14 protein-coding genes are annotated in these 13,437 nt (G+C 38.5%); 7 read left to right on the forward strand and 7 right to left on the reverse strand.

Going from position 1 to position 13,437, the window contains the following annotated elements:
* Positions 1–78: 78 nt before the first annotated feature.
* On the reverse strand, positions 79–1,824 hold the full coding sequence (locus LVD15_RS01355; RefSeq protein ID WP_233778498.1) for a PQQ-binding-like beta-propeller repeat protein: 1,746 nt from the start codon (positions 1,822–1,824) through the stop codon (positions 79–81).
* A gap of 103 nt (positions 1,825–1,927) precedes the next feature.
* Positions 1,928–2,350: a RidA family protein gene (locus LVD15_RS01360; RefSeq protein ID WP_233778499.1), complete on the reverse strand. Its 423-nt coding sequence runs from the start codon at positions 2,348–2,350 to the stop codon at positions 1,928–1,930.
* 55 nt (positions 2,351–2,405) lie between these two features.
* On the opposite strand from LVD15_RS01360, the gene LVD15_RS01365 reads away from it, so the two are divergent.
* Positions 2,406–2,612: a hypothetical protein gene (locus LVD15_RS01365; protein ID WP_233778500.1), complete on the forward strand. Its 207-nt coding sequence runs from the start codon at positions 2,406–2,408 to the stop codon at positions 2,610–2,612.
* 42 nt (positions 2,613–2,654) lie between these two features.
* Here LVD15_RS01365 and LVD15_RS01370 read toward each other — a convergent pair whose 3' ends face one another.
* A complete protein-coding gene (locus tag LVD15_RS01370) occupies positions 2,655–3,944 on the reverse strand; it encodes an aminopeptidase P family protein (RefSeq protein WP_233778501.1) in 1,290 nt (429 codons plus the stop codon).
* A gap of 44 nt (positions 3,945–3,988) precedes the next feature.
* On the opposite strand from LVD15_RS01370, the gene LVD15_RS01375 reads away from it, so the two are divergent.
* Complete coding sequence (locus tag LVD15_RS01375) at positions 3,989–5,458, forward strand: S8 family serine peptidase (protein WP_233778502.1); 1,470 nt, start codon at positions 3,989–3,991, stop codon at positions 5,456–5,458.
* Positions 5,459–5,461: 3 nt separating this feature from the next.
* On the opposite strand, the gene LVD15_RS01380 is transcribed toward LVD15_RS01375, so the two are convergent.
* Together LVD15_RS01380 and LVD15_RS01385 are read right to left on the reverse strand one after the other, a co-directional pair.
* Positions 5,462–6,226, reverse strand: a complete 765-nt coding sequence (locus LVD15_RS01380; protein ID WP_233778503.1) for a TMEM175 family protein — start codon at positions 6,224–6,226, stop codon at positions 5,462–5,464.
* A gap of 65 nt (positions 6,227–6,291) precedes the next feature.
* Positions 6,292–8,172 carry an ABC-F family ATP-binding cassette domain-containing protein gene (locus LVD15_RS01385; protein ID WP_233778504.1) on the reverse strand — a complete coding sequence of 627 codons (1,881 nt, stop codon included), beginning with the start codon at positions 8,170–8,172 and terminating at the stop codon, positions 6,292–6,294.
* Positions 8,173–8,293: 121 nt separating this feature from the next.
* On the opposite strand from LVD15_RS01385, the gene LVD15_RS01390 reads away from it, so the two are divergent.
* The gene (locus LVD15_RS01390; protein WP_233778505.1) at positions 8,294–8,815 is read left to right on the forward strand and encodes an SRPBCC family protein; all 522 of its coding nucleotides are present in this window, start codon (positions 8,294–8,296) and stop codon (positions 8,813–8,815) included.
* Positions 8,816–8,819: 4 nt separating this feature from the next.
* Here LVD15_RS01390 and LVD15_RS01395 read toward each other — a convergent pair whose 3' ends face one another.
* Positions 8,820–9,797: a zinc dependent phospholipase C family protein gene (locus tag LVD15_RS01395; protein ID WP_233778506.1), complete on the reverse strand. Its 978-nt coding sequence runs from the start codon at positions 9,795–9,797 to the stop codon at positions 8,820–8,822.
* 123 nt (positions 9,798–9,920) lie between these two features.
* Between LVD15_RS01395 and rpsT the strand changes: the two genes are divergently transcribed.
* The 3 genes from rpsT to LVD15_RS01410 all read left to right on the forward strand — a co-directional run bounded on the left by rpsT (position 9,921) and on the right by LVD15_RS01410 (position 11,590).
* Positions 9,921–10,172: a 30S ribosomal protein S20 gene (gene rpsT / locus LVD15_RS01400; RefSeq protein ID WP_202243865.1), complete on the forward strand. Its 252-nt coding sequence runs from the start codon at positions 9,921–9,923 to the stop codon at positions 10,170–10,172.
* A 113-nt stretch (positions 10,173–10,285) separates the two neighbouring features.
* On the forward strand, positions 10,286–10,981 hold the full coding sequence (radC, locus tag LVD15_RS01405; RefSeq protein WP_233778507.1) for a RadC family protein: 696 nt from the start codon (positions 10,286–10,288) through the stop codon (positions 10,979–10,981).
* A 3-nt stretch (positions 10,982–10,984) separates the two neighbouring features.
* Positions 10,985–11,590 (forward strand): DUF1684 domain-containing protein, encoded by a 606-nt coding sequence (locus LVD15_RS01410; protein WP_233778508.1) that lies wholly within the window; start codon positions 10,985–10,987, stop codon positions 11,588–11,590.
* Between the two features lie 159 nt (positions 11,591–11,749).
* On the opposite strand, the gene LVD15_RS01415 is transcribed toward LVD15_RS01410, so the two are convergent.
* The gene (locus LVD15_RS01415; RefSeq protein ID WP_233778509.1) at positions 11,750–12,955 is read right to left on the reverse strand and encodes an IS4 family transposase; all 1,206 of its coding nucleotides are present in this window, start codon (positions 12,953–12,955) and stop codon (positions 11,750–11,752) included.
* Between the two features lie 121 nt (positions 12,956–13,076).
* Between LVD15_RS01415 and LVD15_RS01420 the strand changes: the two genes are divergently transcribed.
* Positions 13,077–13,298, forward strand: coding sequence for an addiction module protein (locus LVD15_RS01420; RefSeq protein WP_233778510.1), 222 nt, complete (start codon positions 13,077–13,079; stop codon positions 13,296–13,298).
* Positions 13,299–13,437 lie beyond the last annotated feature (139 nt).

Raw genomic sequence — 13,437 nt, forward strand, 5'->3', positions numbered from 1 at the left:
CAAAAAATTTGAACGGCCTCATGCTTTTTATCAAAATCTGTTCTTCAGTAGAGCAGAATATGCATCTGTGACTCTTCTCTAAAAATCATATTGATTTAAAATAATACCACTTTCCACTACAAATAGTTTATTAAGAGTAAAATCAACATAATAACTCACCTCTTTTGAGCTACCCATTTGTATTTGACTCTCTATTTCACCCGTACTTATTTTGATCTTATTGAATACCAAAACCTCATTCTCTTCAGTCACCAAATAAGTATACTCTGACGGTGAGGAGAACCTATTAGCTTTCACTTCAAACGAACTCCCATCAGCTTTTAACTTATTAATTGCGATCCTTAGATCATCAGAATCATCGACCAATTCATCACCCCATGTAGATTGCTCATATGATCTTGCTACATTTTTTGCTTTCTCCAAATCATTAAGGTGTCTATTGGCAGGAACATTAAATACCTTATCATACACCACCTTACCTTCAAAATCAATCAGAATTAACTCTTCTGAACTACTCAATAGAACACCTGACTCAGTCACTTCTAAGTATTCTATATTTGATTTTGCCTCCGTCTTTAATTTTTTAACTAATTCGGCAGACTCACCTGACTTCAAATTATACTTATAAAGTATACTTTTACTTTTATCAAAGAGACATAAATTATCACCATGCTGGTCTATTAAAGAAAGTTCAGTTTTTATAGAATTACCATTATCCGTACCGTATAAAGGATCAATAATTTTAAAATCTTTCTTTCCAACAATTAATATTTGCTTTCCATATGTAGAGCAGAGGTATATATCTCCTCTCATTTCAACATTTTCTACTTTTACCTGGTTTTCAGAATCAACAAACCCGATATAACGAGGACCTATTTTATTTCTAAAAACCAGCAACGTACCCTGCTCAAACTCTATTGCATGTTTTGGCGGAGATTTAACTTTTATCCCTCTACCTTTATTTCCCCATACTCCCTCTTGAGTATAAGGGTCTAGTAAATTTGCTTTTACAGCAAGTGGAACTGAGGTATTGATCACCACTCCTCCTTTAACAAAATTAACAGGGAAAATAGGACCAGCAACAGCCAAAGAGCTTGACCATGTAGGCTCACCTGTTTTTAAGCTATACCCTTGATATTTCGTTTGTATTACGGTAGATCCAGGTCTATGACTGGCGACAAAAGCTAAGTCTCTGTAAGAATCTAAGAATAAATCGGCCACAGATCCTGCCTCTTTAGATGCTTGCCATTTCATACTACCCGATTCCCCATCAATCAAATACAATTTACTCGAAGTACAGAAAAGCACATCCTTATCTTTGGTAAGAACGGCACTCTGTAGTAATTCATTTGAATGATCTCTCCATAAAACCTTTTTTGCAGCCAAATCATAAATAGCCAATTCGTGAGATGCTGATTGATTAATTCCACTCAACACCAGTAAATCTGATTGTGGCAAAATAATTAATGTATCAAGGCGTGGAATTTTAATAGCAGAAGATTCAAGGATGGATTCCCCTGTTCTATAATCAAGCAACATCTTCTCTCCACCTCTCTTGATTTGAAAATATGGTGTATTTTCAAATTGAGACACCTCATTATACATCAAGTTTTGAGGCACGCTTTTGGTCCACACCACCTGACCATCCTCAGAATTTATTGATGTCAAGTTATTCTCAGACACCAATAAGAGCTGACCATATGGAGAGATATACTCCCAAGAAGATTTTTCAGGTAAATCGGTAGACCAGGTTGCCGTTTGAGCATTACCGTAATTCGCTAAAGCGAATATTAAAAAAAGTGATCCTAAGTATAATTTTTTCATAAAAAATAATTTCACACAAAGTAACACCTAAAAATCTCATTGAAAGAGTCAATTATTAAAAAAATCTAACATGAAATAAAACAAAAATCAGCCCCACATTTCATCACACCTCTGCCACGCACTTCAGCTCTATGGCTATTGGTGTGGGTAGTGCATTCACTTCTACCGTAGTTCGGCAAGGCTGATTTTCTTTAAAATATTGAGCATAAACTTTATTATAGATGGCAAAATCATCCTTTATGTTGGTAAGGAATACCGTAACATCTACCAATTTATCCCAGCTGCTGCCAGCATCTTCCAATATAAACCTGACATTTTCAAAAACCGCATGGCACTGGGCTTCTATATCATAAGCCACTATATCGCCCGCTTCATTTAAGGTAACTCCAGGAATCTGTTTACTGCCTTTTTTTCTAGGCCCTACCCCAGAGAGAAAGAGTAAACCGCCCACCTTTCTTGCATGTGGATATAGGCCTACTGCCTCTGGCGCCTTATCGGAGTTCATTATATTTTTTGGATCATTCATAATAGTATGGCACTTATGTTGAATAATAATTAGTAAACCTTAAAACTGAAAAACTATGTTCGTAACAATATTAACGTTTATCTATAGTGGCATTGCAATTTATGTTTTATACCGATACGCTAAGAAAAAGGCCTCTCGCATAGCAGCATGGAGAGAAAAGGCCAATCTTAAATTGAATACTATGATGCCTTCCAATAAAAATTGGAGCAAAAACTCTGAAAAAAGAGAGCCTGTTTCTGAGCTTCACACTGAAGTGAATTGATGATTTTTTGGTAGCAAAGCGGAAAATAATTCCACAAAGCGACTAAGAGTTCATTATCTCTTCGATCTCATCGGCTTCTAAAGGAATATTTTCCATAAGGTCTATTAAACCATCATCAGTAATCACAACATTGTTTTCCAGCCTGATGCCCAGATTCTCTTCTCTGATGTAGATTCCTGGCTCAACGGTAAACACCATTCCAGGCTTCATTTCCTGGTAAATGTTGCCTACATCATGCACGTCTAAACCCAAATGGTGAGAAGTACCGTGCATAAAATATTTTTTATATGCCGGCTGCAACTCGGTGCTATTTTTAAGGTCAGTTTTATCTAGCAAGCCCAGTTCCAGCAACTCACTTTGCATATACAGCCCTACCTCTTTATGATACTGTGCTATTACATTTCCGGGCACTAACATTTGCATAGCCTCCTTCATTACCCGGTGTACTGCTTCATAAATTTCACGTTGCCGCTTAGTAAACCTCCCTGAAACAGGGATAGTTCGGGTCATATCTGCATTATAGTTCGCATATTCTGCACCTACATCCATGAGCAATAAATCGCCTTCCTTACACTCCATGCTGTTTTCAATGTAATGAAGCACACAAGCATTAGCTCCAGAGGCCACTATTGGTGAATAAGCAAAGCCCCTTGACCCGCTCCTCACAAACTCATGAATGTACTCCGCTTCCACCTCATATTCCATCACACCCGGTTTTACAAAATTAAGCACCCTTCTGAATCCTTGCTCTGTGATATTACATGCTTTCTGCAAAGCATCTATTTCCCATTCAGATTTTATGGCTCTCAGGTGATGCATAAGCGGAGCAGCCCGCTCATATTTATGAAGTGGGTACTTTTCTTTACAGCTTTTTATAAACCGAGCATCTCTGGTTTCCACATCTGCCGCTGACCTTATATGTTCATTAGTATTTAGGTAAACATGCTCTACCTCCCCCATTAAGGTTTGAAAAATACCTTCAAAATCAGTTAGCCAATAAACAGATGGAATGCCGCTTGCCTCTTCAGCTTCTTGCTTGGTGTACTTATGCCCTTCCCATATCGCTATGTTCTCATTAGTCTCCCTCAAGAAAAGAATTTCCCTCAGTCTATCGCTATGAAAATCAGGGTACAGCACCAAAATACTCTCCTCCTGATCTATGCCGGAGAGGTAATAAATATCATTGTTTTGCCTGAAAGCCATAGTGCCATCAGCATTGGTAGGCATAATGTCATTAGAATTAAAAACGGCCAATGAATTAGGCTTCAATAAATCAGCAAATCTTGCTCTATTTCTAACAAAAAGCTCTTTATTTATAGGTTGGTAGCGCATAGCATTATTTTTTAAATGGTGAAGATTAAACGGGCCTTATAGATATGATGAAAAAACTAATACTTATTGCTTTCATTTTTTTCTATGGTCTGACCTGCGGTGCTCAACAAAAATACTGGATATACTTCAAAGACAAAACTGCTTTTTCATCCAATAAAAATGCTTCTGACTACTTAGACTTTCCCGTTTCTGACATCTACAAAGACAGCCTTCAGGCCTTAGGAATTACTATTCAACACCAATCTAAGTGGCTCAATGCCGTAACCGCTCAACTCACCAAAACTGAAGAACAGACGTTAATAAAAATAGGATTTATAGAATCCATTGATCTCGTCAATCAAAACATAAAAGTGTGCTCCACCGCTCAGTTTGGAGACAGCAATCTAGCCTTACAACAAATAAAAGCTGACACCCTCATAAAACTACATTGGCATGCCGAAGGAGTAAAAATCGGGATTATAGATGGCGGTTTTCTGGGAGCCAATAAAGACGAAACGCTTATACCCATTATTGAAAAAGGTCAGGTGGCAGCCTACAAAAATTATATTGAAGAAGACGTTACCGATCCCTACATAGGTCAAAAAAGGCTTCAAGATCACCACGGCACCAAAGTATGGAAGTATATAGGAGGTTATTCTGCTGCTAAGGACAAATATTTTGGCCTGGCCACCAAAGCTCAGTACTACCTGGCCCGAACTGATCAGGGAGACAAAGAGCATCGTGGAGAAGAGGACTACTGGGTAGCCGCTCTGGAATGGATGCATGAGCAAGGCGTTAGCATCGTAAATTCATCATTGGGTTATTCTACAGGCTTTACTAACCCTAAAGAAAACTACTCCCCGGCAGATGCTGACGGTAAAAGCAGTGCCATTTCACGAGCTGCCACCATAGCAGCTAAAAAGAAAGGTATGATCATAGTAATCTCTGCAGGAAATGATGGCAGCAATAAGTTCAAGGTAGTAGCGCTACCTGCCGATGCCGAAGGTGTGATAACCGTAGGCGCCACCGGACACCAGGAATGGAACAAGCAGTTTTATAGCGCCATTGGCCCTGAAGGCTTGTCATATGTAAAACCTGACCTCTCTTGCTTTTCTGCTACAGGAACATCTTTCGCAGCACCGGTTATTACCAGTATTATTGCCTCAGTTAAAGGAGCAAACCCCAACCTGAGGAACAAAGAACTGATCAAAACACTAAAAGCTTCTTGCCATCTACATGCCTTCCCTAATAATTATATAGGCAATGGAGTACCTAACGTTAATCATCTACTTGGTCTTATTGCCGAACAGCCTTCACCTGTAACGTCAGAAACCATCACCTCAAAAACCGATGAAGTAGAAATAGCTTTGACCAGTGAAAATATAGTAGCCTTTCATAAATCTGATAAAGTGAATGTTATTTCTCAAAAGTCTCTACGTCACAAAAAAGGCATTGTAACTATAAAAAAAATAGAAAATGCTAAAAGAACTACCCTGGCTACTCCTGAAAAAGTCATTGAAATAATCTGGAAATGATGTTTAAGCTACAGTGGCCCTGAGCTTTTTCCTGGCTCTGCGCTCACGGATGAGGATGATAACATTCAAAAGATAAACAACGCCAGCCCAGCCGGATGCTGATCCACCAAAAATCCAGACTATGAGCATTGACACTAATGGCACTCCCGTTATCAAAGCATATTTACGAACCTCTCGAAGCGTAAGCTCCTTTTCGCGTTTATTAAGTTGTAATTCTTGAGCCTTTTTATGCGCTCGCCAGTACCAAAGAAAAAAGATCAGATAAATAAGAAAAAAGCCTATTCCGAACCGCACCATGAGATCAGCCCACTGCTCTGTATTGAGGTTAGCATGTTGCATTTCATTAGCTTTTAAAGCCATTGCTGCCGAATGAACACCAAACCACTGCATAACCTTTAACCATACCACCGTACCTAATATATTAAACAAGTACTTCAGCGGGTATACATAGAAGAGTAAAATGAATAAGAAAATAAAATTAAGGGTTCTATTAAAGTTATCTTCCAGCCCATATTTAGTGAAATACTTATAATGGCCATTCCAGATAGCAAGCAAAACCATGCTACAGAATATAAAGCCCAAAAAGCCATACATAGAAACCTGCAACTCCAAATAAGTAGTAGGTACTGAAACGGAAATTACCAGCAAAGTAATAGAAAAGCCAAATACAGTATCTGTGAGGGCTTCTAATCTCGAAGCCTCCAGACCTCTAAACCTAAAACCTTCAGGAGAAACCTCCTTACCAGCTTTAAACTGATCTCTAAACATGTATTATTTAATTGAATGACACTAAAATAAATGCCATTTTAAAAAATAATCTTCTATGTTCCTATTTATGAGAGTTCAGATAATTCCAGCCAGCGCATTTCCTTTTCATCGAGCTCATTTTCTATGGCTTTCAGTTCTGCACCCCAGTCATTAAGCTTTACATGATCCTGCTCGCCGGAGTTCATTAATTCATGCAGTTCTTCTTTCTTTTTATTGAGCTTCTCAATATCCTTTTCTAAAGTATCAAACTCCCGCTTTTCATTATAAGACATCTTTCTGCCTTCATCGGTTTTTACTTTTACCGTTTTAGGCTCGGCTTCCACTTTAGTTACTTCGGCCTTTTCAGCTTCTTCCTTAGCTTTAGCATATTCTCGGTACACAGAGTAGTTGCCCGGGAAATCCTGAATTTCATTGGTCTTATCAAACACAAACAGGTGATCTACCAATCTATCCATAAAATACCTATCGTGAGATACTATGATAAGGCAGCCCTGAAACTGACTTAGAAAATCTTCTAAAGTTCTCAAGGTAATTAGATCGAGGTCATTGGTAGGCTCATCCAGAATTAAAAAGTTAGGATTTTGCACAAGAACGCATAGCAGCTGCAAGCGCCTTTTCTCCCCACCGCTGAGCTTATCTACAAAATCATGCTGCGCTGCCGGAGCAAAATTGAATAAAGTCAAAAACCTGGAAGCCGTTACTGTGCTGCCATCTGCCATGGTAATTACCTCAGCAATCTCCTGCACCACATCTATCACCTTACTTCCTGATTTAAATTCGGGTTCCTTCTGTTTATAGTAGCCAATTGCTGTAGTAGCTCCTTTCACTATTTCACCTTCATCAGGCTTAATGCTACCTGTAAGTGTATTTAAAAAAGTAGATTTACCGGTTCCATTCTTGCCCACTATACCTACACGCTCACCTCTCTTGAAAATATATGAAAAGTGTTTAAACAGCTCCTTTTCTCCAAATGACTTTGATATGGAATCTATCTCTAAAATTTTTCCGCCCTGCCTTCTTCCCTTTACCTCTAATTCAAGCTGCTGCTTTTCCAGGTTCTGATGCGCCTTTTTCTTAATATCTTCAAAAGCATCAATTCTGTATTTGGCCTTGGTTCCCCTTGCTTTTGGCTGCCTTCTGATCCAATCCAGCTCCTTGCCGTACAGGTTTTTGGCCTTTTCCTTTTCAGCCTGCTGATTCTGTTCACGCTCCGCCTTCTTTTCAAGGAAATAAGAATAGTTACCAGAATATTTAAAAATCTGACTTTGGTCTAACTCTATAATTTCATTAGTAACACTCTCCAGAAAGTAACGATCGTGAGTTACCATAATAATACCCATCTGGCTCTGAGAGAGGTACTCTTCTAACCACTCAATCGCTTCTAGATCCAAATGGTTAGTAGGCTCATCTAAAATAACCAGATCAGGTTTTTCCAATAATGTTTTAGCCAAACCCACTCTTTTCTTTTGACCTCCGGAAAGAGAATCTATATTTTGTTGCTGATCATGAATACCCAGTCTACCTAATATCTCCTTCACCTGGCTTTCATAATTCCAGGCATCTAACTCATCCATACGCGTAATAAGGGTAGTAAGCTGGTCAGTAGCACTAGGGTCTGTGGCCGACTTCACTAGTAAATGCTCATATTCCTTCACCAGCTTAGCCACAGGCTCATCACTATCCAGCACTGCTTCTATCACAGAAAGAGAATTATCAAATTCAGGCTGCTGATTCAGAAAAGTAACTTTTACGTCATTAGCTACTACTACTTCTCCAGTATCAGGTACATCCAGGCCAGCCAATATTTTCAATAGTGTAGACTTCCCACTTCCGTTTACACCTACTAAAGCTACTTTTTGTCCTTGTTCTATTCCAAAAGAGATATCCTGAAAGAGCACCCTGGCTCCAAATGATTTTGATATTTTATCTACTGATAGGTAATTCATAAGACAAAACTAAGGGAATTTACATGCAGTTTTAACATTACATGGTTTTATTAAATCTGTAGCAAAATAAGATATTGCTCCAACTGCCAAATATTACTATATTGTATTAAACCTCATGATTATGAAAACAGGAAAAGTACTACTCTCCATCTTAGGAGTTATTCTGCTCCTTGCCGCTATTTTGCTCATCACCGGCCCTTCAAAAGTACATATGGATCGATCGATTACTATCAATGCCCCTAAGGAAAAGGTATACAGCACCATTAATAATATGAAGAAATTTAATGAGTGGTCCCCCTGGTATGAGATGGATCCTAGTGCTAAATACTCATTTGAAGGCCCCGATAGCGGTGTTGGCGCCAAAATGACCTGGGAAAGTGCGGAGGTAGGCTCCGGTGCCATGTGGATAGTAGATGCCGAAGATAATAAAAAGGTAGACATGCAAATGGACTTCGGTTTTGGAGGCGAGACTCATGCCTTATTAATATTAAAACCTACAGACGAAGGCACCTTAGTCACCTGGACCTATGAAGAAAAACCAGGCATGATAGCGCGAATGATGTATCACTTCATAGACTTAGAAGCCGTATTAGCACCTGACTATGAGCAAGGATTGAAAAAACTAAAAAGCAACCTGGAATAAGTGATTAATTGTCATGCTGCCGACTACTATATCTTTTCTCTTTCCATTGCTTCAGCTCTTCTTTCATGGCATTTAATTCCTCTTCTGTAAATTCCACATCTATGACACTTTCCAGATCAGGTTGCCCGGCATCTACCCAGCAGGTATACCAGAAATCGCCAACCATTTTCACTGCGCGCCGCATCTGTCGCTCTACCATTCCATCAAGCATCTGATGATATTCTTCCGAAAACTCCCTTGAATATACTTTTATAGTAGCGCTACCTCTGGTTTCAAAACTATATTTCTTGTCTTCCTTTAGTTTTTCTGAGGCCATTATTTCCATAGAAAGAACCGAATCCAGTGCTTCATGGGCATGAACCACGCCTTCCCAAATAGCCAATTGTGCATTATCTAAATATTCGGCCCGTCCGACAAAAAAATCATAATCCTCCGAGAAAAGCTCTGACAACCGAGACTCCCATAAGCCATGAATTCCCCGTTGCCCGGTAAGCTGACCATTATAATTTTCTGTGGTATGTAATGGCACATTAGCATCTGCAATGTAATGACCTATTTCTGCTGATAACCTTAAAATACTTTTTCCATCTCTGATTCGCATAGCATCCGTAAGCCACCCTTTCATTCTATACACATGCCAGGGCACTATTCCATATGCCTTTAAAGTATCTTCTGTATATTTTTCTACTGCATCTTGCCAATACCTGGGCATTGTATACACGGCACTATCTCCATAAACGTCTACATCTATAAAATGCCTGGACGCCTCTCCTTCTACTGCATACCTTCTTTTATCCGGATTAACCGCATTTTCTGTTAAATAGCGGATGTTATGTTTATAAAAACCTATCATTTCTACAGGCAGGGTAAACACTGCCAAACGACTAATTTTTTGATGCCCATAAAAACCCCAGTACTTATTAAAAGCCGAAAGGATTAGGAAAAGCAGCGAGAAGACCATTTTTTTGATGAAAATTCTCATTTATGAGTGGGTATACATATTTTATTAAAAAATTATTCTTAAAATAGATTTTGCATATAATAGAATAACCTCTATCTTTGCACACTCAAAATTAACAAGAGCGAAGTCGAATAAATATCAGATATGGCAAATCATAAGTCAGCATTAAAAAGAATCAGATCTAATAATGCAAAAAAATTAAGAAACAAGTATCAGCATAAAACAACCAGAACTTACGTTAGAAGGTTAAAAGATACTACTGATAAATCTGAGGCGCAGGAATTGTTGAAAAAGGTTACATCTATGCTAGATAAATTAGCTAAAAAGAATGTAATTCACCGCAAAAAAGCTGCTAACCAAAAGTCTAAACTAATGAAATTAGTTAACAGCCTTTAATTAGTAAGGAAAGATATTAGAAGCCTTATCTCACCAGAGGTAAGGCTTTTTTATTATCATTTTACCTCAAAAAGTAATAACTTATATATCATCCAACCATTAGCGGATGATTTATGAGCACCTCAGATTACTTAAACATCAAAAGCTGGGCAGAGGAAGATCGCCCCAGAGAAAAACTCCTCCTCAAAGGACGGGCTGCACTCTCTGAAGCCGAACTCATAGGCATACTGATCGGCTCCGGCACTAAATCTCTTTCTGCAGTAGATTTAAGCAAACACATTTTAAGCGAAAATGGCAATGACCTGAATCAACTGGCTAAGCTTTCAGTAAAAGACCTGATGAAGTTTAAAGGCATTGGCGAAGCTAAAGCCATAAGCATAGTTAGTGCACTAGAGCTAGGTCGCAGAAGAAAAGAAACTGAAGCAGTAAAAAAGCCTCAAATAACCTGCTCCGAAGATGTTTACAAAATAATAGCACCCGAGTTATTAGATAACCGCCATGAAGAATTCTGGATCTTAATACTCAACCGCCGGAATATGGTCATCAAAAAGCAACTCATCAGCAGCGGCGGCGTCTCCGGCACGGTGGCAGACCCTAAAATTATATTCAAATCAGCCCTGGAGGAACTGGCCTGTGGCATAATACTAATCCACAACCACCCATCAGGCAACCTCAACCCGAGCCAGCAAGACATCTCGCTTACCAAAAAAATGAAAGAAGGTGGAAGACTTTTAGAAATCCCTGTACTAGATCATATCATTTTCACTGACAATGGCTATTTTAGCTTCGCAGATGAAAACATACTTTAAAATATGAGTAGAAACAAGGGGATAATTGGCGCTGTAGTAGTAGTGGTTATCATCATATTTATATATTCATTTCAAGGACAATCGCCCGAATCATACAAAGCTGAAATAGATAAAAAACGGGAAGCTCAGGAGTCATTTATGCGCAACTCCAATGAATCTCCTTTTGTGGAGCAAAACATTAAATTTGAAGGTCTTAAATTCTTCCCTCCAGATCAAAAATATAAGATTAAAGCTCGGTTTACCCCCAAAGAAAACCCTGAAGTAAGGGAGTTAGCTACCAGCGAAGGTGAACCGGAAGAATACCTGGAGTACGGTTATGCCACTTTTACACTTGACGACAAAGAACAGCAGCTTCTCATAATGGAAAATGTACAGGAAGGAGTGCTATTCCTGGCTTTTGCTGATGAAACCAGTGCCGCAGAAACCTATGGTGGAGGCAGATACCTGGAGCTTAAACATGATGGAGGTAAGAGTATTTTGCTAGACTTTAACCTGGCTTACAACCCTTACTGCGCTTACACTGCAGGCTATAGCTGTCCACTACCACCTAAAGAGAACTTGCTAACAGTAGCCATTAGAGCTGGAGAGAAGACTTATAAAGATTTGTAAGAATGTAAAACATAGGCAATCCAAAACTCTGCCTCGGATATATTCATCAAAATTCTTAATTTTATAACACTAGTGTCCGACTAAACTCTGGTCTAAGAAATTTTAGCGATTCTAAGCAAAAATAAAGTGGTTTTCTTCTAATCTGGAAAAGTGAGCCCTCTATGGACTAAATAAAGGGTATTGATTGGTTTTATATATTGTTTTTTGAAGTTCTAGGTCTGGATTGTTTAGAAAGCGGGTAAGGTGAACATAGGCCATCAAGTGAAACCTTACCAATGAGACCATATTAGAGAAGGCCCATCTTTTTTTGATCTGTTTTCGGACTACTTCCATCAATAATAGACAGATCAGGGCACTCCAAATTTGGATCTCAATAGCATTTTGGTTGTCCCCCAGAAAATATTTGAGAGGAAAGTTCTGCTTCAGCTTTTTAAATAAAAGCTCTATCTGCCATCGGTATTTATAAATGGCCGCTATTGTGGCTGCTTCCAACTCCATATTATTGGTCATAAACACTAATAATTTATTATTGAGGTCATCATAATAGGCTATTCTTCTATTTTGAAGCTCTTGCACTTGTCCATCAGTCTTGAAACTGATAACAACTTTTTCATCCTTAAGTACACAAAAGTCTTTATCTTCAGGCAGTTCTAGCTCATCTATTGATTGATATCTGGCATTTTCCTTCATTCTAGTAATGTAAAATATCCCTTGATGACTCCATTGTGCGTATTGTCTATAATCGATATACCCTTTATCCATCACCACATAGGATCCTTCTGGGAGTTGTAATTGCTTTAAAAATGTATGATCATGCTGACTTCCCTTGGTCAACCGTACTAAACATGGCATTAATTCTGCCGCATGAATCATTACATGAGCTTTAATGCCTCCCTTGCTTTTGCCATCTTTTCTAGGGCGTCCTGCTACCTTGAGAATATCTTTAAACAGACTAATAATCGTTGAATCAACAATATAAAGTTTATTGAGAACTTCCATTCTCAAGCGGCTGTCCGGCAAAAGGTGCCGATACTTTTTAAACAATTTCATGTAAATGTCTGCAAAGACTATACTACTGCGTTTTTTGTTGCTATCTGATAAAGTGGAACGTCTGGGTATAAATTGAATACCTAAATGGATCAGCTTGTTTTGGCAGGCCAAAAGCCCCGTAGTAAGCTCTCTGAGAGCACTTGCCCCACTGAAACAGCAGTATAACATGCTTACTAGGTGATGCCAAGTATTCAATCTCTTGTAATATCTGTCAGATTGGTATTTTGATATTATTTGATTTAACACCGATTTATCTATCAGCGATAATAGTTGAGAAAAGATTGGCTGTCCGTAGAAATATGTATTTTTACTCATGTGTGATTTTTTGTTGTGGTAAACCGAAAATACACATTATGGGGCACTCTTGAAATTATTCAGAGGCCCCTATCTTTTTTCTCGGACACTAGTGATTTTATAATAACTTGACAGAATTGATATGGATTTAAAATCTATTAAAATTGACCTCATACATTGGCTTACAGAGCTACAGGATCCAGACATCCTAAAACAGCTATATAGCTTCAAAGAAAAACAAGAAAATGAACTTTCTGAAGATCATAACACGCTACTAGATCAGCGGCTTGATTCTTACAATAAAAATCCAGATACTGTCATCGAATGGAGCAAAGCAATGGAAGATCTTGAAAAAGATCTATGACCTATAAGCTAAACTTGACCCCAGATGCCTATCAAGATATCAAGGATAACACACTCTAGCAGATCACCCTTAATTTGGAAGAAGCGTTTGTAAAATATTAATCTGATTTAAACACCTGATCACAAGCGCGTTAAATAAC

The sequence above is a fragment of the Fulvivirga maritima genome (assembly GCF_021389955.1).
GTDB lineage: Bacteria > Bacteroidota > Bacteroidia > Cytophagales > Cyclobacteriaceae > Fulvivirga > Fulvivirga maritima.

Excerpts from the sequence above, each read along its gene's own strand:
- LVD15_RS01365 (WP_233778500.1), top strand. The coding sequence starts at position 2,406 with ATGTTCGTAACAATATTAACGTTTATCTATAGTGGCATTGCAATTTAT.
- LVD15_RS01390 (WP_233778505.1), top strand. The coding sequence starts at position 8,294 with ATGAAAACAGGAAAAGTACTACTCTCCATCTTAGGAGTTATTCTGCTC.
- LVD15_RS01410 (WP_233778508.1), top strand. The coding sequence starts at position 10,985 with ATGAGTAGAAACAAGGGGATAATTGGCGCTGTAGTAGTAGTGGTTATC.
- LVD15_RS01355 (WP_233778498.1), bottom strand. The coding sequence starts at position 1,824 with ATGAAAAAATTATACTTAGGATCACTTTTTTTAATATTCGCTTTAGCG.
- LVD15_RS01420 (WP_233778510.1), top strand. The coding sequence starts at position 13,077 with ATGGATTTAAAATCTATTAAAATTGACCTCATACATTGGCTTACAGAG.
- LVD15_RS01395 (WP_233778506.1), bottom strand. The coding sequence starts at position 9,797 with ATGAGAATTTTCATCAAAAAAATGGTCTTCTCGCTGCTTTTCCTAATC.
- LVD15_RS01415 (WP_233778509.1), bottom strand. The coding sequence starts at position 12,955 with ATGAGTAAAAATACATATTTCTACGGACAGCCAATCTTTTCTCAACTA.
- rpsT (WP_202243865.1), top strand. The coding sequence starts at position 9,921 with ATGGCAAATCATAAGTCAGCATTAAAAAGAATCAGATCTAATAATGCA.
- LVD15_RS01380 (WP_233778503.1), bottom strand. The coding sequence starts at position 6,226 with ATGTTTAGAGATCAGTTTAAAGCTGGTAAGGAGGTTTCTCCTGAAGGT.
- LVD15_RS01360 (WP_233778499.1), bottom strand. The coding sequence starts at position 2,350 with ATGAATGATCCAAAAAATATAATGAACTCCGATAAGGCGCCAGAGGCA.
- LVD15_RS01375 (WP_233778502.1), top strand. The coding sequence starts at position 3,989 with ATGATGAAAAAACTAATACTTATTGCTTTCATTTTTTTCTATGGTCTG.
- radC (WP_233778507.1), top strand. The coding sequence starts at position 10,286 with ATGAGCACCTCAGATTACTTAAACATCAAAAGCTGGGCAGAGGAAGAT.
- LVD15_RS01370 (WP_233778501.1), bottom strand. The coding sequence starts at position 3,944 with ATGCGCTACCAACCTATAAATAAAGAGCTTTTTGTTAGAAATAGAGCA.
- LVD15_RS01385 (WP_233778504.1), bottom strand. The coding sequence starts at position 8,172 with ATGAATTACCTATCAGTAGATAAAATATCAAAATCATTTGGAGCCAGG.